We start from the raw sequence: 22997 nt of genomic DNA on the forward strand, positions 1-22997 counted from the left end.
GCGTGGCCGATCTTCCTCTAGCGGTGGGATGCTCTGGCCGCAGAGGCACCGCGCTAGCTCGCGGCCCGCATGGAGAGACTAATGCGCTTGAGTTTGGTGTCGACCTCCATTACCCGCACCGTTACCACCTGGCCTACCTTAACGATGTCGTTGGGGTCGCTGACAAAGCGATCGGCCAGCTGCGAAATGTGCACCAGCCCGTCCTGGTGTACCCCCACGTCCACAAAGGCGCCAAAATTGGTGACGTTGGTGATGCTGCCCTCCAGGGTCATGCCCGGTTTCAGATCGGTGATGTCGTTGATGCCCTCCTGAAAGCGGGCGTAGGTAAACTGCTCGCGGGGGTCGCGTCCGGGTTTTTCTAGCTCGCGCAGAATGTCGCGCAGGGTGAGTTCCCCGGCGGCGGCGGTGGTGTATTTTTTGATGTCGAGGCGCTGGAGGCGATCGGCGGCCTTAGAGATTTGGGTGAGGGGCAGGGCCAGATCGGCGGCGATCGCATCCACGATCCCGTAGCTCTCCGGGTGCACCGCCGTATTGTCGAGCGGGTTTTTGCCGCCTGGAATGCGCAGAAACCCCGCCGCCTGCTCAAACGCCTTGGGTCCGAGCTTCTTGACCTTCAGCAGCTCTTTGCGCGATCGAAAGACCCCGTTAGCATTGCGAAAGTCTACGATGTTGCCCGCCACCACCGGGGTCAGGCCCGACACGTAGGTCAACAGCTCCCTGGAGGCCATGTTTAAATCGACCCCCACGTAGTTGACGCAGCTTTCGATCGTGTCGTCGAGCTTTTGCCTGAGGCGCTTTTGATCCACATCGTGCTGGTACTGGCCCACGCCAATCGACTTTGGGTCGATTTTCACCAGCTCCGCCAGGGGGTCTTGCAGGCGGCGGGCAATGCTGATCGCGCCCCGCACCGTCACATCCAGGTCGGGAAACTCCGCCGCCGCCACCTCGCTGGCCGAATAGATCGACGCCCCTGACTCATTCACAAACACCTTGACCGGCGGACTGGTCAGGGTTTTGAGCACCTCCCCTACAAAGGCGTCGGTCTCGCGGCTGGCGGTGCCGTTGCCAATGGCAATCAGCTCGATCTTGTGCTTGCGAATCATCCCCGCCAGGGTGTCCGCCGCCTGCTGCCGCTGCCGGGCCGACTGGTGGGGAAATACCGCCTGGTACTCCAAAAACTTGCCGGTGCCATCCACCGCCGCCACCTTGCAGCCGGTGCGAAAGCCGGGGTCAACTCCCAGGGTGGGCTTCATGCCCGCCGGGGGCGACAGCAAAAGGTTTTTCAGATTGGCCTCAAAGGTTTGGATCGAGACATCATCGGCCCAGGCCTTTTTCTCGGCCATCACCTCGCTGGTCAGCGAGGGTTTCATCAGGCGGCTGTAGGCATCCTGAAGCAGGCGGCGGTAAAACTGGCGAATTTCCGGCACGGGCGTTTTTACCACCCGCTTTTCGAGGGTTTGCAGAATCGGGTCTGGCTCCGTCTCCAGCCCCACTTTGAGAATGCCCTCGCGATCGCCCCGCAGCAGCGCCAGCAGGTTGTGGGATGCGATTGCCCGCACCGGCACCTGGTAAGCCCGGTACATCTCGTACTTGGTGGTGCCTTCGGGGTAGTCTTTTTTGATGCTGGCGGTGAACTGGCCGTGGTTGAGCAGGCGATCGCGCACGTACCGCCGCAGATCCGCCCGCTCCGCCACCTGCTCCGCCAAAATATCCGCCGCCCCCTGGAGGGCATCTTCGACGGTCTCGACTCCCAGATCAGAATTGACGAAGGCTTGAGCAGCCTGCCGCAAATCTCCCCGTCTGCCCGACTGGTTTAGGGCCTCAATCTGCTGAGCCAGGGGCTCCAGCCCCTTTTCTTTAGCCATGGTGGCACGGGTACGGCGCTTGGGGCGGTAGGGCAGGTAGAGATCCTCCAGCTCCGTCTTTTGCTGACAGGCGAGAATAGCCGTCTTTAAGGATTCGGTCAGCTTGCCCTGGGACTGGATCTCGGCCAATATCGCCTGCCGCCGCTCCTCCAGATCGGTTAGATACTGGTGCCGTTCGGCAATTTGCCGCAGCTGCACCTCGTCTAAATCGCCGGTACGCTCTTTGCGATAGCGGGCCACAAAAGGCACCGTTGCCCCCTCGGCAAACAGCTCTAGCGTGGCCTTTACCTGGGCCGGGCGAATATCGAGTTCGGCGGCAATGATAGTGGCAGGGGTGGTCATAAAAAGCTGCTTTACTCTCCGTACTCCTGCAAGAATAGGAGAAAATCCTCTAGGGCTGCTCGGGTCGACTCGCCAGGGGCAAGTTGATGCCGTGTTTGGAGAACGATCCATCGATTTTGGATTGCAGCTCTGCGAGTCGCTCGTTCTCGCTCCTCAAGTCCTTGCCGTTCTTCCTCAGCTCTTCGTTGCTCTTCCTCAGCTCTTCGTTGCTCTTCCTCAGCTCTTCGTTGCTCTTCCTCAGCCTGGCGGTCTGTTTCTCGATTTCGACGGTTCCACTCAACGCCGAAATTAGCCAGTGCAGCCAGGAGGGCTGCCACAGTGAGTCGGTTACTCCAGATTCTGGGCTGGCTAATGAGTTCGAGGAATCGGAAATCTTGTTCGCCATAAAAACGCAGAAATACCACAGCGATAGTCAACATTGTCAGCCCGGTGGCGGGCAGCAGGGTCAAAAAATTAAGCCAGATCTGACGACTGAGTAATTCCATCCTAACCGATTGGCCCTAACTCCTATCCGACTGGCCTATCCAGCTTGCATCGGATAGAAGCCGTGAAATTGCTTTTAGCAGTGTTCCCTTTGGCGGCAGCTTGCTCAGTAACTGACGATCGCGCCCAGAGATTTCAGCATCCGTTGTTCGGTATCCGACAGACCGGTGGCCCCGCGAATGTTGACGCCCTCGTAGGGGCGATCGGGCCGCAGGGTCTGCTGGCATAGGCCGGAGTCTAAAGCCCAGACGCGAATTTCGTCATCCTGGCTGGCGGTGACCAGGTGGGTGCGGCTGGGGCTGACAGAAACCTGCCAAATGTCCTGGCTGTGGCCCCGCAAAACGTGGGGACAATGGTTGGTCTCAACGGCCCACACTTCCACCTGGGCGGCCTCGCTGGTAATGGCCAGAATCTCCCCGGTGGGGCTGGTGGTCACTCCCTGTAGCCACTGCTCGGTTGGGTGTCGCCACTGGCCCAGGGCAGGCTCCTGACTCGAAACGCCCGCCAAAATATCCGCCAGGCTCCACCAGCGCAGGGTGCCATCGTGGCTGGCGCTGGCCAATACCGCCCCATCCAAACTCACCGCCAGCCCATGCACCTGGCCCTGGTGCCCGCTCAGAATGCGCGGCTCAGGCCCCTGATTCTCTGGGGAGACTTCACCAACGCGGCTGTGCAGCGGCCAGAGGCCAATGGTGCCATCCCGGGCGCCGACGATCAGCCATCGCCCATCGACACTGAAGGCCAGGGCCGATGGGCTATCGGGGGTGCCCTCTAAATCGCCGATGCAGCTGCCGGTGGTGATATTCCACAGAGAGATATGGCCCGCCAGGCTGGCGCTGGCTAACCATGGGCCAGCGGGGCTAAAGCTGAGCAGGGTGGCCGGGGCGGCGGTGGGCCAAACCCACTGGCTCTCGCCGCTGACCGCCGACCACAGGCGCAGGGTCTGATCGTCGGCGCTGCTGGCCAACCACTGGCCATCGGCGCTCAGGGCTACAGTGCGCACCAAGCCACCGTGACCAACCAGGGTGCGAGGGCCGCTGGCGTAGGGGCTATCTGAACGGATCTGCCACAGGCGCAGGTGGGTGTCATCGTGGCCGGTCAAGATGGTGCCGCTGCCATGGTCGGCGCTGGAGGCGGTGGCGGGGTCGGCACTAAAGGCCAAACACCCCACCCGGTGCGCCTGACTGAGAAAGCTGCGCCAGCACTGGCCTCGCTTAGCACTCCAGAGCTTGATGGTGTAGTTGCTGCCGGTGACAAAGTAGCGGCTGTCGGCGCTAAAGGCCAGCGCCCACACCGGCGCCCCCAGCGAGGGCAGGGTGTAGCAGGCACGACGATCGGGAATATCCCAGACCGAAACGCTGAAGTTCTGGCGGCTGCACACCAGGTAGCGCCCGTCAGGGCTGATGGCCAGGGCCGGTAGCGCCTGCACCTCGGCGGGTAAAATCCAGCAAGGCAGCCCGGTTTCTAAATTCCAAATAGTGAGGCAGTGATCGTCGTACCCCGCCGCAAAGGGAATGGCCGGGCAGGCAGGGGCGTTGGGGTCGGCCAAAAACCCAGCGGTGCGCAGGTTCGCCGTCGATCGCGCCTGGAAGTCTTTGAGCAGGGTGCGATCGCGCGTCTGCCACAGACAGGCCCGCTGATCGTCGCCGCCGCTGACCAGGCGATCGCCTGCGGCACTGTAGGCCAGACTGTGAATCGCCCCATAGTGGCTCTCTAGCCGCCCCTGGCAAAATCCCGAGGCAACCTCCCACAGGCACAGTCGTCCGCTGTCGTCGCCCGAGGCCAATTGGCCACCGTCGGGGCTAAAGGCCAGGGCGCCCACCGCTGCCTGGTGATCGTTGAGGATATCGGTTTGGTAGGTAGCCCCCACTGGCCACAGCCAGATCTGCCCAGTCTCGGTGCCCACCGCCAGCAGATCGCCCTGGGGGCTAAAGGCCAGCGATCGCACCCCCTGGGACTGATCTTCGTCAAACATCCACTCCAGCTTGCCCCGCTTCAGGTCCCACAGCAGCAGGCGACCCTCGTGGTCGCCCGTGGCCAGGTAGCGGCGATGGGAGGGGGCAGAGGCCGGGCTAAAGGCCGCCACCGGGTCGCGGCCCAGGGCGGTGGCAAAGGCAGTATCGCTGAACTGGGCCTGGCTAAAGTCAGCGCCCTGCAGGCTCACCCGGCGCAGGTCTCCCTGCCAAATCGCCAGGTGGGAAAAGTTTACTCCGCTCAACCCCAGCCCCAGGTGCTGGCAGAGATGGATCAGATTGCTGGCTCCATAGCCGGGTCGATTGGCCAGGCTAGAGAGGGTTTTGAGCAGGCGATCGCCCTTGGCAGCCAGCAGCTCCTTGGTCGCGTAATGGCGTCTCAGCCCATCGGCCAAAGGGACTAGCACAACCGCCCGCTGTCGCTCCTGCACCACCTCGCGCGCCGTCATCGTCACCAGGGGCAACCGCTGGAGCCAGCCCAGGGACTCAGTCTCTAGCTCGGCCATGAGTTCCCCCCGCAGCCGCTCTAACACCATGCTCTGCACTATGGGCCTCAGGCTCAGCACGAGATCGCTGCCTTCGGTGGCGACGCCCACCACCCAGCCGCGACCCAGCACCGACTGCACCACGGCGTCTTCGAGCGCTGGCTGTAGGGTGGCGAGCAGGTCGTCGCGGGTGATAGGCTCCTGGGCCAGAGCCAGCCCGTAGAGCAAGGCCCACTCCTCGGGTAGCAACCGCTCTAGGGCCTCGCTAAAGGTGCGCTGCACCACCATCGGCACCGCCAAATTGGGGGCCTGAAGCAGCGCCCTGGGCTGCCCCTGGTACAGGTCTCGCAGAATTGCCCCGACCCCCCTCAGCACCAGGGGGTAGCCGCCATAGCACTCTGCCAGCGCAGCCCAGTCCTCGGCACTGACGGTGGGGCTTCCGGATGTTTGCAGCAGGGGGCGCACCCCCTCGATCGCCAGGTCGCCCAGGGCACACTCCCTCACTCGCGGTCCCTGCACCTGGGAGAGGTCGGCAGGTTTTTCGCGGCTGACCCAGATCAGGCAGCTCTGGTGGCGACGCTCGGCCCCCTGGTGAAACAAGCGCTGCATCGCCTTAGCGCTAGATCGGTAGGTACCCAACAGCGCCTGTGGCTCAAACAACTGCTCCATGTCGTCCAAAATCAGCAGGGTCCGGCGCTGCTCCAGCTGGTCGAGGACCCAGTCAACGGCGGCCAGGGGCGATAGGGCCGGCGCAGCCGGGTCGAGCCATTGCACAATGGCGGCCAGTACCGCTTCATCGGCGGCATTGGGGGGCAGTGCCAGGTAGCCGCAGTGCTCCATCTGAGGGCCGATCGCGGCGGCGATCGCGGCGGCCAGCGTGGTCTTCCCCATCCCTGGCAGGCCCCACAGCACCACTGTGCGGCAGCGATCGGCCACAATCCACTGGCTGATCCGGTCTAGCTCGGCTGCGCGCCCATCACAGTCGGTCAGGTCAATGCGGGGCGTGTCGCGCACCACCAGGGCCGGGCGGGCAACCGTTGGGGTAGCGGTATCTAGAGGCGGTGGTGGCGGTCCTTTTTCGTCGAGATCTGGGTCCGCCATTCGCTCCTGAGCCGCCCAGGTCTGAAGCACATTTTGAATATTGCGCTTGGTGACGCGAATGCCTCGACTGTCGACATCTACCAGGTCTGTCAGAAACTGCCAGAGCTTGGGGCCAACATCTTTTTTAAGATAGTCTTCGGTGTAGCCCACGGTGGGAGTGGCCATGGCCGAATAGGTCTTGTTCTCCCATGACCCCTTCAGCACCAGGCGCTCTACATCTTTTAGAGGGCGACCCTTGCGCTCTACGGCAACCTGGTTGATGAGAATAGCGATGTCCTCAAAGTCCATTGGCCAGACAGCTACAGATGACCCCAAATCTTGGCCTCAGTTTAACCTGAATTTTTCAGAACTTTTGGGGGCGAGCCTAGGTCTGATCGGGCTAATCGAACCCAAAAAAATTCCCCAGCCCGAGGGCCAGGGAATGATCAGGGTGCATCTACCAGTTCATATTTCAGCGCTGGATTGATACATCAGGATGGTTTAGGACAGATTTTGCTACAGTGCCGAGGGAGATGAGATGAGTGGGGCAGTAGGGACGTGAGGCCTGGCAGCATTTTTATTCAGGGCTAAGGGCGGGAGAAGAGGCCGAAATGGGCCATCATGTAAGACTTTCAGGGACACGACAGGGAGAATATCGTGGCTGATGCGCTAAGTTTGACCGCCTACGACCTCTGGAAGTCCTACGGTGACGAGGCCGTGGTGCAGGGCATTAGTTTTACCCTGGCACCGGGGGAGATCGTTGGCCTGCTAGGACCCAACGGGGCGGGCAAAACCACTACTGTAGGCATGCTGTTTGGCACGGTCATTCCCACCAGAGGATTTGTGCGGTTTGGCCCCTGGCAGCTGCCGGGGCAGGGGCAGCTGGCCCGCGCCCAGATGGGCATTGTGACCCAAGAAGACAACCTCGACCCAGACTTTACGGTATTCAACAACCTCACCCACTTTGCTCACCACTACCGCATTACCGGCGCGCTGGCCCGGCAGCGGGCGGGGGAACTGCTGGCGTTGGTCAACCTGGAGCATCGGGCCGACGCCCAGGTTGACGAGCTCTCCGGCGGCATGAAACGGCGATTGGTGCTGGCCCGCGCCCTGCTGAACAACCCCAAGATTGTTTTTCTCGATGAGCCCACCACTGGCCTTGACCCGGACGCGCGGCAGGACTTCTGGCGGCTGGTGCAGCAGCTTAAAGCCAGTGGCTGCGGGATTTTGCTGACCACCCACTACATGGACGAAGCGCAAAGGCTTTGCGATCGCCTGCTGCTGCTCCAGAGGGGCAAAGTGATCGACGAAGGGTCCCCCAGCGACCTGGTGGCCCGCGTCATCGGCCGAGAAATTGCCGAGGTCGAAGGGGTGGCCCCAGACCCGCTCAGGGATCTGGCTGCTCGCCAGGGGGCCTGGTATCGCGCCTTTGGCAGCGGCTACCTGGTGTCCCTACCCGACGCTGACCCCGACGCGATGTGGCAGCAAATCCAGGCCCATCGCCCCACCCGTCTGCGGCGGCGGCCAGCTAACTTAGAAGATGTGTTTCTCCGCCTCACCGGGAGCGTGCTGGAATGAAGCTGATCACCGCCACCCCCTGGGGAGTCTACTCGGTCTGGTGGCGCCACTTTCAGGTGTACCGCAGCACCTGGCTGGTAAACTTTTTGCCGCCCATCTCTGAGCCAATCGTGTACCTGCTGGCCTTTGGCTACGGCCTCACGCCGCTGGTCGGCGATGTCGAATATTTGGGCCAAAGGGTGCCCTACCCGCAGTTTTTGGCGGCGGGCATGATTGCGATTGGAGTGTTGTTTCAAGCGTTTTTTGAGGGGGCTTACAGCAGCTTCATTAGACTGAATTTTCAGAAGACCTGGCAGGCGCTGCTGACCGCACCCCTGAGCTTTACCGAGGTGTTTTTGGGCGACTGGTTCTGGGCGGCGACGAAGGGGGCGATCGCGGGCACCCTCACCGGCCTGGTGGCGGTCATCGCCCATCTCTACGACCTCTCTAGCCTGGTGCTATCGCTGCCGCTGATTGTGCTGGGTAGCCTTCTGTTTGGGGCCTTTGGCCTGCTGGTGGCCGGGGTTGTCAACAAGGTTGACCAGGTAAATGTGCCAATCTTCCTCATCGTCATCCCCATGTTTACCCTCTCCGGCACCTACTTTCCCAGAAGCACACTGCCGCCGCTGCTGGAAAGCATCGCCAACCTGCTGCCTTTAGCGGCTCTGGTGGACCTGCTGCGCTGGCCCATGGGGCTTCCTCCCCAGTGGCCCCTACTGCTGCTGTGGCTGCTGGGGTGGATGGTGGTAATGGCCCGGTTGGCAGCCCTGCGGATTTACCCCAGGCTGTTTAGTTGACAACCGCCCTCGCCCCCTGGGTCGCCCACACCCACAATCCCCCAGCGGATTTCTCCTGCGGCCAAGGCGGCGATCGGGGGTCTCCTAGCCAGAGCCGCCCTGTGTAACGCTTTGCAAGCAATGGTGGGTAAACCGTTAGAAACTATCGACGCGGGTGGTCCCAAAGGCTAGGGTTGTGGTTGTTTTATAGGGCTTCAGGTCGCCTACGATGACCGTTCAACCTCGATCGTCTGCATCAACCATTATTCTCACCAACATCGAAACTGTTCCCGGCAAAACCATTACGCAGCATTTGGGTTTGGTTCAGGGCAGTTCGGTACGCGCCAAACACATCGGTCGCGATATTGCCGCCGGGCTTAAAAATATCGTCGGCGGTGAGCTTAAGGGCTATACCGAACTGCTGCAAGAGGCCCGGCAGGAGGCCACTAACCGCATGGTGCAGGATGCCCAGCGGCTAGGCGCTAACGCCATTGTTAACGTACGCTTTGCAACCTCATCGCTAGCCCAGGGGGCGGCGGAGCTGTTCGCCTACGGTACCGCCGTACGGGTGGATTAGCTATGGATGGACTGATTGTTTTTGCGATCCTGCTAGGAATTGGCTACTTTTTTGGCACCCGGGCCGAAAAGCAGCACTTTCAGCTTTTGCAGCGGCGAGAGCAGGCCATTGGCGGGCTGATGCTCAGCACCGCAGGAGCTAAGGTATCTCTGCCCAAGGCTCAGCAGGCGCAACTGTTCACCGGTAGCGTAGTGATATCGTCAGACTTCTTTAAGACGTTTATCGCCGGGATCTTAAATTTATTTGGCGGGCGCATTACGGTTTATGAAAGCCTGCTCGAGCGGGGCCGCCGAGAGGCCCTACTGCGGATGGAGGAGGCAGCCCTAGCCTGGGGCGCAGACCAGGTGGTTAACATCCGCATTCAAACCGCTGAACTCGGCGGCAACAGCGGCAAGGGCGTTGTGGCCCTGGAGGTGATTGCCTACGGCACCGGCGTGCGCTAGCCCAGGGCCAGGGGGTGTTCTACACCATCTCCACGGCGGCAACCAGCCCAAAGACAATGAACAAAAAGCCGCCAACGGTCATTAACCAGCGTTCTGAAATGCGCCCGGCGATGAGTTTGCCGCAGGCCACGGCAATCGCCGCACAGATCGCGTGGCCCAGGGTCGCCCCCAGCACTACCCCCACCGGGTGATTGGCCGCCGCCAGGGCGATGGTGGCAAACTGGGTGCGATCGCCCCACTCGGCCACAAACGTGAGGCTAAAGGCCTCGATCAGCACCATTTTGATCGACCATGTGCCCACCCCAGCCTCGCGCGCTTCGACGGCCTCCAGGGCGTCAGCCTGCTCATCGTCTAGGCTGCCCGGCCCAACCATGCGGCCAGCATCGTACAGCAGCTTTAGCCCGAAGCCTAGAAACAGGGCCACCGATATCCCTTGCACGAAATGCTTAGGGAAAACCGTGATCATTTGACCGATCGCCACCGACAAAACCGTCATTACAAACAGCGCGGCAGTAACCCCTACAAACACCCAGCGGCGGGGATGCCGGGTGGCCAAAATCATGCCGATAAAAAAGGTCTTATCCCCTAATTCGGATAGGGTGATGAGTAATAAACCAGCGGTAAATCCGGTCAGGGGGTGCATGCTCGTCTCCAGGATTGTGAAACCTGAGCGGGCATGATGGATACTCAAAAGAACTCCACCAAGCCCACGTCAGTTGTGGACTCAGTGAAGGTCTCGCTTGCGAATGCACAGTTCTAATTTACGGTGCTAATTCACCATCTGAGCCAGGCTCATCGCCAGTATGTTGACTCAGATAATTGAGCTGCGCTACAGCTCTAAGCTACTCCCCTTCATGACTTAAACCATATCATAGATAGCAGATTTAAGCGTAATTAAAAATACTGATTAAGGTCATAGGATGCAGTCCTTTATTTCATAATTCAATCATTTTTGAGCTGGACAGATTTCATTTTTTATTCATATTTAGTTGTTTGCCAGGGAAAGATTCTCTAGACTATGATGTTTTTTTGATGACCAAAATAATTTAAACTGGCGGCCAAAATGCCTAAATCAATTCCCTATCAGCCTTTGGTTTTGAGGCTTTTACACAGTATTAGTGGCGGGCTCGCGATCGCTGCTTTAGTTACCGGCTTTTTGGTTTACAACGCCTACGACGGTCAGTTTGGCTCTATTCCTTTGCCGTTGCTGCCAGATATTCAGGGCATTCATGGCACGTTTGGTCTTTTCTTTTTGCTGGTATTTCCCGCTCTCGCTATCTATAGTTTCCATTGGGGATACCGGCGATTGTTGTTTCCTGACTTTTGGGCGCGACTCAGCCATCAAGTCGGTAAGCCCGGCTGGTGGGCAAATCTTCAGCGACTTCTAAATACCGCTATACTCTTGGCCAGTACGCTGGCCGTAGTTACCGGCAGAATGATGCAAGAAACCTGGCTTCCCGCTGGCGAGGTAGACCACATTTGGTACCGGCTGCACCTGGCCGCGTGGCTGGTACTGCTGCTCACGCTGCTGGGCCATATTGCCATGGGGCTTAAGGTTGGTGGAGTGCCTCTGCTGCTATCAATGGCTCAGACAAGGTATCGTCCTGAGGATTCGCCACTGCTTTGGGTAGGTTATGTCCGAGAAAAGTTTCGCGAGCGATTTGGGCGTTAGGTCTTAATTAATAATTTCCGAACACTGTGTCTATGAAACGTACAAACGCTCCCTTAAAAGATGTTGAGCTGGTAGTGATCGGCGGCATTTTTGCCGCATTCATTTTGCCGCTATTGGCCTATTTATAGCGGCGGCTCGTTCGCTTAAAATACCAGCAACGGCGCAGCCGCTACGATTGGGTGATCGCAGCTATTGACGGCCTTGAGCTAGCGATGGCCCAACAGCCTTGATGAATCGCAGACTAGGGCCAGTCTGCGATCGCCGTAGTCGACTGCACCCGGTGCATACCCGCTTCGGCAAAGCGCTGGTAGGTGTCCTCCGCCTGGTCGGTAAAATCGACCACGTTGGGGACCACCACTGGGGAGGCGCAGTCGTCGAGCAGGTAGACCTTTTGGGCCAGGGCCGGGTCGGTGGCCTGAATGTCGCTGAGCAGGTCGGCTACCGTCCAGGCGACGCAGTGGCTCTTGGCCTGTCCAGCGATAACGACGGCGTCAAACGACCGCAGGGTTTGAATCAGGGGGGTGTTTTTCTGGGCGATCGCACCTCCCTGCGCGTCCGCCATCACCTCGGGGCTGAGCACCGAGTAGTTTTCGGTCAGGGGGTTGCTGCCCTTTAGCTCAAAGCGGGTCTGGCTCTGGCGGGCGATGGTGTGAAAGAAGCAGGCCTCTTCGATCGCGGGTACCAGGGCGTGGCCAATGCCCCCCAGCATGGAGTGGTAGGGCCAGATGGTGAGGGGATATTTGCCCCGATCATCGAGGGTTTTGGTGTAGTGCAGGGCGTACTCCTGCAGGTCGCGGGGGGAAGATAGGTTGGCGGCGACGGCTGGGTTGACCCGCCACTTGCCCTGCACCACATCGTCGTAGTGAATCAGGGTCATGGGCGGCGGGTTGTTGCCCTCGGCATCGACCCAGAAGTAGGGGTGAAACACCTGCATGGTCTGGTGGGTGTCGAGGGTGGCGGTAATGCTGGTAATTTGCCCCAGGTTGCGGTAGATAAACTCGCCCAGGCGGCGGTTGTCGTCAACGGCTCCCTGGCCCGATCGCCCGCCAACAAACAGCTCAAAGCCCGGCAGGCAGAAGGTGTTTTGCACATCGATCAGCAGCAGGCAGAGGCGGCGGCTGTCGTCGCTGGCGGGGGCAATGCCGTGGGTGGCGGCCCAGGCTTTGGCGTCGGTGGCCCGCTGCTGGTAGGGCACGGGCCAGATTTCGCCGACCCGGTCGGGGTCAAAGAAGGGGGGAATCGGCAGGGTTTGCGTCATGGCGGCTTGGGGAAAAAAGGGCGATCGCTGTCTGATCCGAAATCGGATTTGGTAAGCCCCGATTCATGATCAGGAACCCCGCAGAGGCGCAGCATGCTGCGCCCCTACAGGCCCATTTTATTGGCGATCGCCCTACGATCGCATCCCTCGGCGGCGGGTCATCACGGCAACGTATTCGCCGCTGCGCCCGGTGGGGATGGGGTCTGACCAGGCGACGCGATTGCCCTTGGGGCAGGCTTCGCCAACGCTGTAGCCCAGCGCCACCAGTTGGCCAATGGCATCGGTGATTACGCCGTAGTCGCCCAGCAGAATGTGCCGCAGGGTTTCTTGGCGGTAGGTGGGCAGGGTGAAGGGTACGGGGGACTCATCCCCCGAGGTGGGTTCTAAAAACATACGGGTCTCCGTTTTCGCTAAAGAAAACGGGGAACGAGTCTAGCTGTCCCCATTGCAGGTAATAAGACGCTAGAGCCTAGAATGATTCCAGGTTATCGCCAGCTTACCTAGGCTAAGTTGGGATGACTCAGGAGAAGAGCGGAGGTGCGAACTCCTCTCTTCTCCGCCTAAAATCATTCCCCGCAGTTTTAATCTGCCAGAAGCAGGGCCAAAGTACAACCGTATGGGCTACTTTGTAAATCAAGGTTTGCTGACGGCAGGCAAACTCTAGAGAGCCATCGGCCAAGCTCGCATGTAGGGGATACGTTCTCGTAGAACCAATTACGGTTGATGACTCAACTCTTAACCCTTGGCTAGCAGACGAATGAGGACTTATCGGATAACACCCCAAGTCAGGGGCACATCCAGCACATTCAATGTTTAATTCCTGAATTTTAAGGAATTAAACATTGAATGTGCTAGGTAATTCTGATGAATAGGGGACTTATGCAGCGGATATGATACTTAACACATAGTTAGACGGCAGCGGTAGATAACTGCTACTTTAGTAAAGCGGATTTGTGGAATAGAAGAGGTTATGGGTCAAAGTTCTAAGTGGCATATTTGGGATTTTCATCTGCATACACCTTTTTCGATACTTAATAGCGATTTTGGAGATGCAGAAGATCCTGACACATGGGAAAAATATGTGACTCAGATCACTGCAAAGGCTCAAGAAAAGGGCATAGCTGCTTTAGGTATTACTGACTACTTTACAATTGAAGGCTATAAAAAAGTTTTAAGTCTTAAAGAGTCGGGAAGATTAGGAGACATATTTATATTTCCAAATATAGAGTTTCGGGTTGATAAAGTTATCTATTCAACTAGAAGGGGAAGTGAAGAATCTAAACGTTTAAATCTCCACGTATTGATTTCACCAGAAATACCTCCTCAAGAGATTGAAGAAAATTTTTTGCATGATTTAGATTTTTGCCATGATGTAACACCCTTTGAACCTCCAAATACTCGTAAACTCAAGCTAAATAATTTAATTGAGTTTGGGAGAAGCTTACGGGAGCAACAGCCTTCATTCCAAGAGAGGACTGATGCTTGGGTTGGCTGTATGAATATTGTTGTTAAAACCGAACAAATTAAGGAACGCCTTGATTCTAGATTCAGAGGTAAATATCTCCTCGTCCTTGCGGACGAAAACTTATCAGAGATGAGTTGGCAAGGTCAAGACCATGCCGTGAGAAAGCAACTTATTCAAATGTCGCATGCAGTTTTCTCCTCAAACGAAGGCACAAGAGAATTCTGCCTAGGTGAACGGCACTCGTCTCAAGACGAATTCATAAATGAATTTAAATCACTAAAGCCTTGTTTTTGGGGTTGTGACTCTCACAGTTATAGTGAAAGATTTTTAGAACCTGATGACAAGCGTTACTGCTGGATAAAAGCCAAACCGTCATGGGAAGGACTGAAACAAGTTTTATATGAACCAGACGAACGAGTTAGAATTCAACCAGAATATCCTGAAGCGCAGAAAAGTTCTTTTACATTAGATAGTCTAAAAATCAATAAATCTGAACTCAATAGTTCTCTGACAATTGATAATTTATCTGTCGAGTTGAACTCAAATTTGATAACTATCATAGGTGGTCGTGGCTCTGGAAAAACAGCATTACTAGATATAATTGCATCTTGCTTCCAGGAAGGCAAAAAATTATTCAACCTAGAAACTTCGTTTGTTCATCGCCTCTATGGCCAGAAAGGAAAAACAAAGCCTGCCACTTCGCCTATAAATCTCTCTCTAACATTTAGGTCTCAGGAAAATTATGAGGCAACGATAGGGGCAGGAGAATTTCAGCCCTTTGAAAGGTCTGATATTTTATACCTTACTCAAAATCATTTTGAGGAATATTCAGCCAATCCCAAAAAGCTGAATGAGCATATCCTTGCACTAGTGTTTGATGATCTGCCTGATCACAAAGCTTCGTATGAAAATAAACAGAGAGACTTGATTACGATTGAGCAAGAAATTCAAAATATTAATCTTAGAACTGAACAATTATTCAAAGAAATATCTGAGAAAGAAGAAGTAGCGCTCAATAATCTAAAAATGAAGATTGGAGAGAAAGATGATATTACTCTTCGGATCTCCTCTGTCGAAAGTAGACAAGAGCAAAGCGATGATGCCATACGCATTTTGACAGATAAATTAGAAGAGTTGAAAAACAAGAGAGTAAGGATTGATGAAGTTCTAAGATCGCTTCAGCAGTTCGAAATTCGAGTTTCGGATTTTAATCAGTTTTATGAAGGCAATGTTTTGAGCCTTAATAATCAAATAGCATCTCTTAATTATTCTGATGATCTTAAAGAATTGCCCATCGACTTGAAGGATTTATCAGCAGTTATAGAATGCCTCTCTGGTAACAAGCGATACTTAGAAGTAGTCAAAACTAATGTTGGAGAAGAGGTTTTCGCAAAAAATCAGGAAATATCTGCTTTAGAAGGCGTTAGCAAAACTATTGCGGATTTGCGTCAAAAAATGACTGCCTTAAATGTCGAAATCCATACGGCTGAGACGGAAATCTTAGAAATTAATAATAAAAAGGAGCAACTCAATGACTTAAATGACAAGAGAATTGAACTCTATGTCAATATGCTAGAGAAAATGTTAATCATCAAACACTCTTTCCAAAGAATACTAGATGAATTTGAAAATGGAAAAGATGAGATACTAAGCAACCTCCAATTCTCCGCCTTTATAGATCTACGAGGCAAAGCTCAGTATGTTCAGCAATTAGCAGATAAGTTAGACAACCGTGCTCATTCTCAAATTGATCTTGAACACCTTTTAGCTGACGTATTTGAATCTATAGATACCTTGTTTGGCAAAACTGAAGAACAAATATTAGGGGATGAAAGTTCTAAAGATCTTTGTATTGAAGTTGCAAGAGAGATAGAAAGTAAGACAAGGGAATTACGTTTAAAGCGTTCCGTAACTAATTCAGACTATCTAAATGCTGTCTTTACGCGCTTTTTTGACTTGGGAGTAGAGATAAGATTTAATTGCAAATCGATTGATAGTCTATCAATGGGAGAGAGAGCTATTGTCCTTCTCAAGATTTTGTTGTCACTGGATGATAAGCCCCTGCTGATTGATCAGCCAGAGGAACATCTCGACAACCGCTTTATCTTTAATGAACTTGTTCCTGCTTTTCGAAGCGCTAAGAGAAGGCGGCAAATATTAATTGCTACTCATAATGCCAATCTTGTAGTTAACACTGATGCTGAGCAGATTATTGTTGCAGAATCAGATGCAGGATTGATTAAATACACCTGTGGAGCAATCGAAGACTCAAATATTCGTGATAAAATTACGCAGCTTCTTGAAGGGGGTGAGCTAGCCTTTAAGAAGAGAGAAGAAAAATATGGCTATAAGTTTTAAGCACAACTGTCTAACACTTCGTTGGAGCGGCGAAGAAATATTCTGGCTATGCCTCTAAGCCTCTAAGGTTATCTATCGCCGCTTAACTCCACTGTTGAGCTGCAATCTTGTGATAGGATTTTTTCTCTCAAATGGTTTTAAGGAGGAATCCGATATGAGATTTTTCTTTCGACGACTTGGGAAAGAACATGCACTATCAATTCTTCGTTGGCGTTACCTTCCTCCGTATGACTTTTACAACTTTGATATCAATACTATCCAAGAAGACTTATGTTATCTAACTGACCCCAAAAATGCCTTTTATGCAATCTTAAACGTGTACGAAGAACTTGAAGGCTATTGCTCTTTTGGAGCAGATGGCCAAGTGCCAGGCGGCGACTACTCCACTGAAGCCCTCGACATCGGCATGGGAATACGACCAGACTTAGTTGGTCAGGGACATGGCAAGCACTATGCTCAAGCCGTAGTGAAGTACGGAGCCAACATATATAGGGCACAGAAGTGCCGGGTAACGATAGCGGAATTCAACAAGCGGGCGCAACGAGTTTGGGCGCAAGTGGGATTTGAGCAGATAGGGAAGTTTGTCAAAACTGGTACTGAAGAAGAATTTGTAATTATGATTTATGAAGTCTAACTTTATCTGTTATGGCGGTTCCCAATTGAGTGAGATACATATTTGCTTAGCTATAGATCTCCCCAGTTTTTCGCTGTCTAAGGTGCATGCTTTACCCCCCTTAATAAGGGGGCAGGGGGGATCTAGCCAATGTAGATTATTTGTAAGTTACGATAGTATTACTTCCTACGTGGCTTCGGAGGCTAATGGATATGACTTCAGTATCCCCCACCCAACCAGCCATCATCCGTACAGAACGAGGGCTGACAATTTCTGGTACACGCATCACTCTCTACGATGTGATGGACTACGTGACGGCTCAGTACCCGCCAAAATTCATCCGTGCCTTGTTTGACCTAACAGAGGCACAGATTAAGGCTGCTTTATCTTACATTGAAGCAAATCATTCTGAAGTCGAAGAAGAATATCAGCTTGTTCTGAAGCAATCTGAGGAAAATCGGCAGTACTGGGAGGAACGTAACCGTGAGCACGTTGCTCGTTTTGCAGCAACGCAACCCAGACCAGACCGAGAGGCTCTCTGGGAGAAACTCCGAGCCCAGAAAGCTAGGCATGAGCTAGAAGCATGAATTTCCTGGTTGATCATAACTTGGGAGGACACGCAGAAATTTTGTTGGGCAACGTTGCGAGTCAAGGATGGTTGGAGCTCATCCCGGTTCGTTTCATTACCTTTAAGGAGATGAATCTATCGATCGATAGTAGCGATCGCGTTGTTTGGCGAACTGCTCAGTCAAATAAGATGATTTTGCTAACGGCCAACCGAAGCATGAAAGGCGAAGACTCTCTAGAACCTTAACGGGTGACAAGGGCCATCAACATCATACGGTATAAGGGTTTGAGACAATGGAGGGGCAAAAAAATAGGGAACCCCAATGCGGCTCCCCCTAATCAATATGTTTCCTGCATTCTACCAAACCACCCTTCGCACCCACCTGAGTGAAGCCCAGTACTTGACCTTGCAGCTGTTGTTGCTATTGCTACAGGCCCACCGACAGGTCAAACTCTCGGTGTTAGCCAGCGTCTTTCCTCAGCCGATTCAGTATCAAAGTCGAAAACGCAACTTACAGCGATTTTTAGCGCTGCCAAAACTTACCCTCAAGGTGCTGTGGTTTCCACTGCTCAAGTATTGGATTCGGCAAGTGCAAACGGGACGGGGGTTGAACCGCGACCAACGCCGCCGTCTAAGAACGCTCAAACATCATCAACATGGCTATTGGATTCTGGCTATCGACCGCACGGAATGGAAAGGACGGAATATCTTTATGGTCAGCGTGGTGTGGGGGACTCACGCCTTACCCGTCTATTGGGAGTTGTTAGGGCAGACGGGCAGTAGTGACCTAACAACGCAACAGCGACTCCTCAAAACGGCCCTGTCCTTGTTCAAGTCTTATCCGGTGCTCGTGCTGGGTGACCGGGAGTTCCATAGCCCTAAACTGGCGGCATGGTTGGATCAACGTAGGGTGTTCTTTGCGCTCCGGCAGAAAAAAGCGCTTCATTTCCAAACCGATTCTGAAGGCGGGTACCGTGTGCTCAGAGACCTGGGCTTCCAGCCAGGACAGTCTCGGTTTTATCAGGGCATTTTGTGCAATAAAGGCGATGGCCTTGGCCCCTTTAACTTAGCCGTCTATTGGAAGCGAAAGTACCGCCAAAAGGGGCCTAAAGAGCCCTGGTATATCTTGTCTAATTTGCCTACCTTGGCACGAACCTTAGCGGTCTATCGGTGTCGCTGGGGCATTGAACAGTTCTTCAAAGATTGCAAGACGGGCGGCTATCACCTGGAAAATGCCAAGGTAAATGACTCTCGGTTTTTAGCCTTAGTGTTGCTGATCGCCTTGGCCTACAGTTGGGCCACGATGTATGGGCAGCAGACGAAACACCTCGGGGTAGAGCAGTATGCTGGGCGTATCCAAGAGCACCACGACAAGACGCCTCGCCAGAGTGATTTTAGTCTCGGCCTCTATGGCCATCGCTGGATCTATGCCATGGAATTATGGGCCGACTGGGCGCGCCACCTGATAGCACTCAAACCCCACAAACACCGCTATTTTCAGCGAGGTTTCTATGCTCTATCCCTGATGCAGCAAGCGCTTTAGGTATGTTGTCACCCGTTAAGCCGCCGTCCTCAGTACAAGGACAAAAGTTGAAGCGTCTGATTGAACTCAGTGCAGCGTAGGGTTAGATCGCAGCAGGTCCGCCGCAAAAAGTGGCATTGCATAATTGAAAGATGAATTAGGGGAATCTGCGATGCAATGCCCGGAGTGTGGAGCCACTCATATCCGTAAGAATGGCAAGAGGAAAGGTAAGCAAAACCACATCTGCGTAGCCTGCAGTCGTCAGCTTATCGATGCCTACGACCCTCACCGAGGCTACTCAGATGAGGTTAGGCGTGACTGTCTCAAGCTGTACACCAATGGCCTCGGATTCCAATCCATCGTACGGGTCAAAGGGGTGCATCACACGACGGCGATCCTTTGGGTGATGCAAGTCGGCGAACGACTCCCCGATACTTACGACCCTGACCCAACGCCAGAGGTCGGCGAACTCGATGAGTTAGAAACCTTTGTCGGCGCTAAAAGCGGTGCGACCCCGCGTCGGTTTCCGGCGCTAGGGAAGGCGCACCAAGACAAACAAGATTTGGCTGTAGGCAGCCGTCGACCACTTCAAACAGAGGATTTTAGGCTGGGTGCTCGTGTACAGTACTGTTGTCGAGTAACAGATTGTTTGTCGTCTTAACACATTTATGTCGCCCAAGCCGTAATCGCTACACCCTTTGATGTTAGGTGTTTCTAGCCATTAAAGCCTACTCGGTTTTACAAGCAAGCACTAACAGGTTATGTGTCACTTCCCTGAAAGATAACAGATTGGCTGTCGTATCTTAGCCACTGCTGACTTGCAAGCTTTAACAGAATAAGTGTCATGTATTGAGGTCGTTTACGCTTCTAAATCTCAATGAAATTGACTCTACCGAATCTAGTACCCTGAGGCAGAAATAAGTCTAGCATTCAAGAGACCAAGGGCTTATATCAAGTCAGAATGAATAGCCATGATTTAAGATAGGGAAATCCCCTCTGACTCCTCCGTATTCTCTCGGTGCCTAAGCGAATTACCATCACTCCCCACCTCAGTGTTGACGACCTGGCTCAACGCTACCGTCAAGCCAAAAGCCCGATTGAAAGGTCTCATTATCAGATCATCTGGTTGCTAGCGCAGGGCAAACGCAGTGAAGAAGTCGTCGAAGTGACTGGCTATAGTCGCAATTGGATTTACGAATTAGTCCGTGACTACAATGCCAATGGACCACAGTGCCTTGGCGATGGTCGCCGGGAGAATCCTGGGGCTACCCCTTTGCTCACAGAGGATCAACAAGCCCTGCTGTTGCAAGTGCTGCGCGGGGCGGCTCCTGACGGAGGATTATGGAACGGGCGCAAAGTGGCCGACTATCTCAGTGAACTCCTCGATAAACCCATCAGTCGCCAACAAGGCTGGGTGTACCTGCGTCAGCTGGAATGGCGTCTGCGGGTGCCTCGGCCTCAGCATCAAGACGCCGACCCCAAAACTCAGGAAGCTTGGAAAAAAAAACTCCAAGACGACGTCGAGCACATTCAGCAGACCCATCCCGACGCCGACGTCGAGGTGTGGTGTGAGGATGAGCATCGCGTTGGGTTGTGTCCTGTCACCCGGCGGATTTGGGTGGAGGCTGGCAATTGCGTATTTGCATAACTTCGGGCTCTTGGCCACTTTTGGTGATGTGCAAAACTAGCACCTTTTGCGGTCCTCAAATTACAGCTGTTTAGCTGGTCAAAATGAACCGCTTCTCTAACAACTCCAAGTTGGCGCGCCCAAACATCTGCCGTTTCAGCATTTTGAGCCGATTATTCTGCCCCTCTACCGGTCCATTGCTAACCTCTAACGTCATCCCGGCTTTGACCGCGTCATAATCCTCCTCCAGCCCCTTGGCGAAGCTTTGGAACGCTTTGATTGAGCTGGTTTTAGCCGCCTGCAACCAATCATCCAGCTGACTGGGAATCCGCTGCCGCACCAGATCAATAAAGCCTTGGGCCAGCGAGATCGCCCCCGATAACTCGGGCTGTTGAGCGAGCTGCTCTAATAAGCTGTCGTCTTCAGTTGTGCGGGTTTCTGTTCGCTGTAAGATCAGCCATGCCGCTCGACGAGCACTCAAGGGCTTTTGAGGAGAGGTTGAAAGGGAAGGAGCTGGCCCCCGGCCCGGCAAATCGTTAAGAGAGTCTGGTCTTGGTAGGCCCGAAGCCGGTAATTGACGCAGCTGATGGGTATAGCGGGCCAGGGTCGAGTAACTGCCCTGATAGCCCTGTTGTTGGATCTCATGAAAGAGAGCTTTGGTCTGCTGCTGTCCCCGGTTCCATTGATCCTGAAGATAGGGTTTATAAGTCTCCAATCCACTGCCCTGTTGCCGAATAGTGGGTTGTCGTTCAGGAAAGGTTGACGCGGCCAAATACTTGTAAACTGTCCGTTTGCCAATACCCTGATGGTGGGCGATGTCTTTGATGGCGTACCCTTGCTGCCGTAAGGCATGGGTTTGCTCATACATTTCCAAACGATGAGCCCGGTTGAGCGCTTTTGGAGACTGTGGATCCTCAGGTAGGTCTGAGGGATGCGGAACCTTGAGACCATTTGACTGACGCTGGTCTTTTTCAACCTGTTTGAGGACTGAGTGATGTCCCTTAAACGCTGTTTCCAACGTCTCTTCGAGATTGTGCAACAGATGAAAGCGATCCGCCACTTGAATCGCATCCGGTGCACCTTGGCTCATCCCTCGTTTGTAGGTCTTGGAGCGGTCCCGAGATAAGATTTCGACGCCGGGATGCTCTTTGAGCCAGCTTTCAAGCGTTTCTGCCGCGCGATCCGGAAGCAACGCAATCGGCTGGTGCTGCTCAAGATCCACCAAAATCGTGCCATAGTTGTGCCCCTTGCGGAGGGCAAAATCGTCTACCCCTAAGATTTTTGGGGTCGTTAGTTGCGGTAACGGCAGGCTCGCAATGACTCGCAGCATTGAGTTGCGACTATGCCCATAGCCAACCTGTTCGCTCAGGCGAGCCCCAGCGGCACCCGCTAAGGCTAGGGCTATAGCTTTGAGATGATCTGCGTAACGAATGGTGCGCCTGGCCCACGGGGCCACGATTCTGGGTAAGCGTTCGGCAAAAATCCGTCGAGGACAGGCCTCATTGAGGCAGAAAACCTTACAGACTGTCAGCACTATCGTCAGACTGAATTGGACAACAGGTAAGTCTTTCAAGGTTCTGTTGTAGTGGCTATGGATACGGTGACTCGGACGATGGCAGAGAGGACACTGAGCTACGGTCTGTGTAGAGGCGAGGTAAACCGTGACCTGCTGGGTGGCCGTATCCAAATCCCAGTGCTGCAAGCTCAACTCAGTTTGGCTGGGGAGTAGATGCGAGATGAGGTCCATAGGGTTAACAAAAGCGAGAATGGATCCCCCTATTGTCTATAGCTCTCCTTGGATGGATCACCAAAAGTGGCCAAGAGCCCGAAGTTCATGCGATTTTGCACCGGGTCAGTATCCGCAAGTGCTGCGGACCGTGCAACGGCGAGTGAGGACGTGGAAAGCGCTTTACGGGGACGCCCCCGAGGTGATGTTCGAATTGCGCCATGAACCGGGAGTGATGGGCATTTCGGACTTTACCGAACTCAAAGGGGTGACCATTACCATCGACGGACAGCCGTTTGAGCATTTGCTGTATCACTACCGCCTGGCCTACAGCGGGTGGAGTTATGCCCAGGTGATTCAAGGGGGAGAGAGCTTCATTGCATTATCTGAAGGGCTGCAGAATGCGCTGTTCGCTAGCGGTGGAGCCCCTCAGGAACATCGCACCGATAGTCTCAGTGCGGCTTATCGCAATACGGGCGGGGCGGAATGTGTCAACAAAAATGAGACAGAAACTAAAAACAAATTAGTGTGGAACCGCCTGGCTGTTAGGAGCTGCTATCGGTGGATTGATCCAAACGGCATTGGGCACCACGGGTGGAGTGGGCGG

The 22997-nt window shown here is 54.4% G+C and carries 17 protein-coding genes and 3 pseudogenes; 13 read left to right on the forward strand and 7 right to left on the reverse strand.

From position 1 onward, the window contains the following. Positions 1-53 precede the first annotated feature (53 nt). The 3 genes from LEPTO7104_RS0104945 to LEPTO7104_RS0104955 all read right to left on the reverse strand — a co-directional run bounded on the left by LEPTO7104_RS0104945 (position 54) and on the right by LEPTO7104_RS0104955 (position 6537). Positions 54-2207 (reverse strand): Tex family protein, encoded by a 2154-nt coding sequence (locus tag LEPTO7104_RS0104945; protein WP_017297444.1) that lies wholly within the window; start codon positions 2205-2207, stop codon positions 54-56. A gap of 49 nt (positions 2208-2256) precedes the next feature. Continuing rightward, positions 2257-2487 carry a hypothetical protein gene (locus tag LEPTO7104_RS43190; protein ID WP_264307743.1) on the reverse strand — a complete coding sequence of 77 codons (231 nt, stop codon included), beginning with the start codon at positions 2485-2487 and terminating at the stop codon, positions 2257-2259. A gap of 309 nt (positions 2488-2796) precedes the next feature. Continuing rightward, positions 2797-6537 (reverse strand): WD40 repeat domain-containing protein, encoded by a 3741-nt coding sequence (locus LEPTO7104_RS0104955; protein ID WP_017297446.1) that lies wholly within the window; start codon positions 6535-6537, stop codon positions 2797-2799. A gap of 348 nt (positions 6538-6885) precedes the next feature. Between LEPTO7104_RS0104955 and LEPTO7104_RS0104965 the strand changes: the two genes are divergently transcribed. From LEPTO7104_RS0104965 to LEPTO7104_RS0104980, 4 genes are all read left to right on the forward strand, one after another. Continuing rightward, positions 6886-7806, forward strand: coding sequence for an ABC transporter ATP-binding protein (locus tag LEPTO7104_RS0104965; RefSeq protein WP_017297448.1), 921 nt, complete (start codon positions 6886-6888; stop codon positions 7804-7806). Continuing rightward, complete coding sequence (locus tag LEPTO7104_RS0104970) at positions 7803-8582, forward strand: ABC transporter permease (protein ID WP_017297449.1); 780 nt, start codon at positions 7803-7805, stop codon at positions 8580-8582. The genes LEPTO7104_RS0104965 and LEPTO7104_RS0104970 overlap by 4 nt, the downstream gene beginning before the upstream one ends. A 208-nt stretch (positions 8583-8790) precedes the next feature. After that, on the forward strand, positions 8791-9138 hold the full coding sequence (locus LEPTO7104_RS0104975) for a heavy metal-binding domain-containing protein (protein ID WP_017297450.1): 348 nt from the start codon (positions 8791-8793) through the stop codon (positions 9136-9138). Positions 9139-9140: 2 nt separating this feature from the next. Further along, on the forward strand, positions 9141-9581 hold the full coding sequence (locus tag LEPTO7104_RS0104980) for a YbjQ family protein (RefSeq protein WP_017297451.1): 441 nt from the start codon (positions 9141-9143) through the stop codon (positions 9579-9581). Positions 9582-9600: 19 nt separating this feature from the next. Here the strand turns inward: LEPTO7104_RS0104980 and LEPTO7104_RS0104985 are convergent, their stop codons facing one another. Continuing rightward, positions 9601-10224 carry a TMEM165/GDT1 family protein gene (locus LEPTO7104_RS0104985; protein ID WP_017297452.1) on the reverse strand — a complete coding sequence of 208 codons (624 nt, stop codon included), beginning with the start codon at positions 10222-10224 and terminating at the stop codon, positions 9601-9603. 420 nt (positions 10225-10644) lie between these two features. Between LEPTO7104_RS0104985 and LEPTO7104_RS0104990 the strand changes: the two genes are divergently transcribed. Further along, positions 10645-11253: a cytochrome b/b6 domain-containing protein gene (locus LEPTO7104_RS0104990; RefSeq protein ID WP_017297453.1), complete on the forward strand. Its 609-nt coding sequence runs from the start codon at positions 10645-10647 to the stop codon at positions 11251-11253. Between the two features lie 241 nt (positions 11254-11494). Here LEPTO7104_RS0104990 and LEPTO7104_RS0104995 read toward each other — a convergent pair whose 3' ends face one another. Beyond that, positions 11495-12511, reverse strand: a complete 1017-nt coding sequence (locus tag LEPTO7104_RS0104995; RefSeq protein ID WP_017297454.1) for a cysteine hydrolase family protein — start codon at positions 12509-12511, stop codon at positions 11495-11497. A gap of 132 nt (positions 12512-12643) precedes the next feature. After that, positions 12644-12904, reverse strand: a complete 261-nt coding sequence (locus LEPTO7104_RS0105000) for a hypothetical protein (RefSeq protein ID WP_017297455.1) — start codon at positions 12902-12904, stop codon at positions 12644-12646. Positions 12905-13481: 577 nt separating this feature from the next. Between LEPTO7104_RS0105000 and LEPTO7104_RS39895 the strand changes: the two genes are divergently transcribed. The 7 genes and pseudogenes from LEPTO7104_RS39895 (at position 13482) to LEPTO7104_RS0105035 (ending at position 20685) form a co-directional block, all read left to right on the forward strand. Beyond that, entirely contained in the window at positions 13482-16334 is a 2853-nt protein-coding gene (locus LEPTO7104_RS39895) for a TrlF family AAA-like ATPase (protein WP_155523524.1), read from the forward strand. A gap of 154 nt (positions 16335-16488) precedes the next feature. Then, the gene (locus tag LEPTO7104_RS0105010) at positions 16489-16968 is read left to right on the forward strand and encodes a GNAT family N-acetyltransferase (RefSeq protein ID WP_017297457.1); all 480 of its coding nucleotides are present in this window, start codon (positions 16489-16491) and stop codon (positions 16966-16968) included. A 191-nt stretch (positions 16969-17159) separates the two neighbouring features. Then, a complete protein-coding gene (locus LEPTO7104_RS0105015; protein ID WP_026072385.1) occupies positions 17160-17534 on the forward strand; it encodes a DUF433 domain-containing protein in 375 nt (124 codons plus the stop codon). After that, a pseudogene (locus LEPTO7104_RS43505) lies at positions 17531-17755 on the forward strand (hypothetical protein); the annotation flags it as partial. The gene LEPTO7104_RS0105015 and the pseudogene LEPTO7104_RS43505, both read left to right, overlap by 4 nt. A gap of 103 nt (positions 17756-17858) precedes the next feature. Then, on the forward strand, positions 17859-19058 hold the full coding sequence (locus tag LEPTO7104_RS0105025; RefSeq protein WP_026072386.1) for an IS4 family transposase: 1200 nt from the start codon (positions 17859-17861) through the stop codon (positions 19056-19058). 151 nt (positions 19059-19209) lie between these two features. After that, positions 19210-19606 (forward strand): annotated as a pseudogene (locus LEPTO7104_RS39900) (IS1 family transposase); the annotation flags it as partial. A gap of 449 nt (positions 19607-20055) precedes the next feature. Next, positions 20056-20685: an IS630 family transposase gene (locus LEPTO7104_RS0105035; protein WP_017297461.1), complete on the forward strand. Its 630-nt coding sequence runs from the start codon at positions 20056-20058 to the stop codon at positions 20683-20685. A gap of 70 nt (positions 20686-20755) precedes the next feature. Here the strand turns inward: LEPTO7104_RS0105035 and LEPTO7104_RS0105040 are convergent, their stop codons facing one another. Continuing rightward, entirely contained in the window at positions 20756-22411 is a 1656-nt protein-coding gene (locus LEPTO7104_RS0105040; protein WP_017297462.1) for an ISL3 family transposase, read from the reverse strand. A gap of 91 nt (positions 22412-22502) precedes the next feature. On the opposite strand from LEPTO7104_RS0105040, the pseudogene LEPTO7104_RS0105045 reads away from it, so the two are divergent. Continuing rightward, a pseudogene (locus LEPTO7104_RS0105045) lies at positions 22503-22871 on the forward strand (IS21 family transposase); the annotation flags it as partial. Positions 22872-22997 lie beyond the last annotated feature (126 nt).

The sequence above is a fragment of the Nodosilinea nodulosa PCC 7104 genome (genome assembly GCF_000309385.1).
Lineage (GTDB): Bacteria > Cyanobacteriota > Cyanobacteriia > Phormidesmidales > Phormidesmidaceae > Nodosilinea > Nodosilinea nodulosa.

Coding starts and splice junctions, on each gene's coding strand:
- LEPTO7104_RS0104945 (WP_017297444.1), bottom strand. CDS start 2,207: ATGACCACCCCTGCCACTATCATTGCCGCCGAACTCGATATTCGCCCG.
- LEPTO7104_RS0104955 (WP_017297446.1), bottom strand. CDS start 6,537: ATGGACTTTGAGGACATCGCTATTCTCATCAACCAGGTTGCCGTAGAG.
- LEPTO7104_RS0104970 (WP_017297449.1), top strand. CDS start 7,803: ATGAAGCTGATCACCGCCACCCCCTGGGGAGTCTACTCGGTCTGGTGG.
- LEPTO7104_RS0104975 (WP_017297450.1), top strand. CDS start 8,791: ATGACCGTTCAACCTCGATCGTCTGCATCAACCATTATTCTCACCAAC.
- LEPTO7104_RS0104980 (WP_017297451.1), top strand. CDS start 9,141: ATGGATGGACTGATTGTTTTTGCGATCCTGCTAGGAATTGGCTACTTT.
- LEPTO7104_RS0104985 (WP_017297452.1), bottom strand. CDS start 10,224: ATGCACCCCCTGACCGGATTTACCGCTGGTTTATTACTCATCACCCTA.
- LEPTO7104_RS0104990 (WP_017297453.1), top strand. CDS start 10,645: ATGCCTAAATCAATTCCCTATCAGCCTTTGGTTTTGAGGCTTTTACAC.
- LEPTO7104_RS0104995 (WP_017297454.1), bottom strand. CDS start 12,511: ATGACGCAAACCCTGCCGATTCCCCCCTTCTTTGACCCCGACCGGGTC.
- LEPTO7104_RS0105000 (WP_017297455.1), bottom strand. CDS start 12,904: ATGTTTTTAGAACCCACCTCGGGGGATGAGTCCCCCGTACCCTTCACC.
- LEPTO7104_RS39895 (WP_155523524.1), top strand. CDS start 13,482: ATGGGTCAAAGTTCTAAGTGGCATATTTGGGATTTTCATCTGCATACA.
- LEPTO7104_RS0105010 (WP_017297457.1), top strand. CDS start 16,489: ATGAGATTTTTCTTTCGACGACTTGGGAAAGAACATGCACTATCAATT.
- LEPTO7104_RS0105015 (WP_026072385.1), top strand. CDS start 17,160: ATGACTTCAGTATCCCCCACCCAACCAGCCATCATCCGTACAGAACGA.
- LEPTO7104_RS0105025 (WP_026072386.1), top strand. CDS start 17,859: ATGTTTCCTGCATTCTACCAAACCACCCTTCGCACCCACCTGAGTGAA.
- LEPTO7104_RS0105040 (WP_017297462.1), bottom strand. CDS start 22,411: ATGGACCTCATCTCGCATCTACTCCCCAGCCAAACTGAGTTGAGCTTG.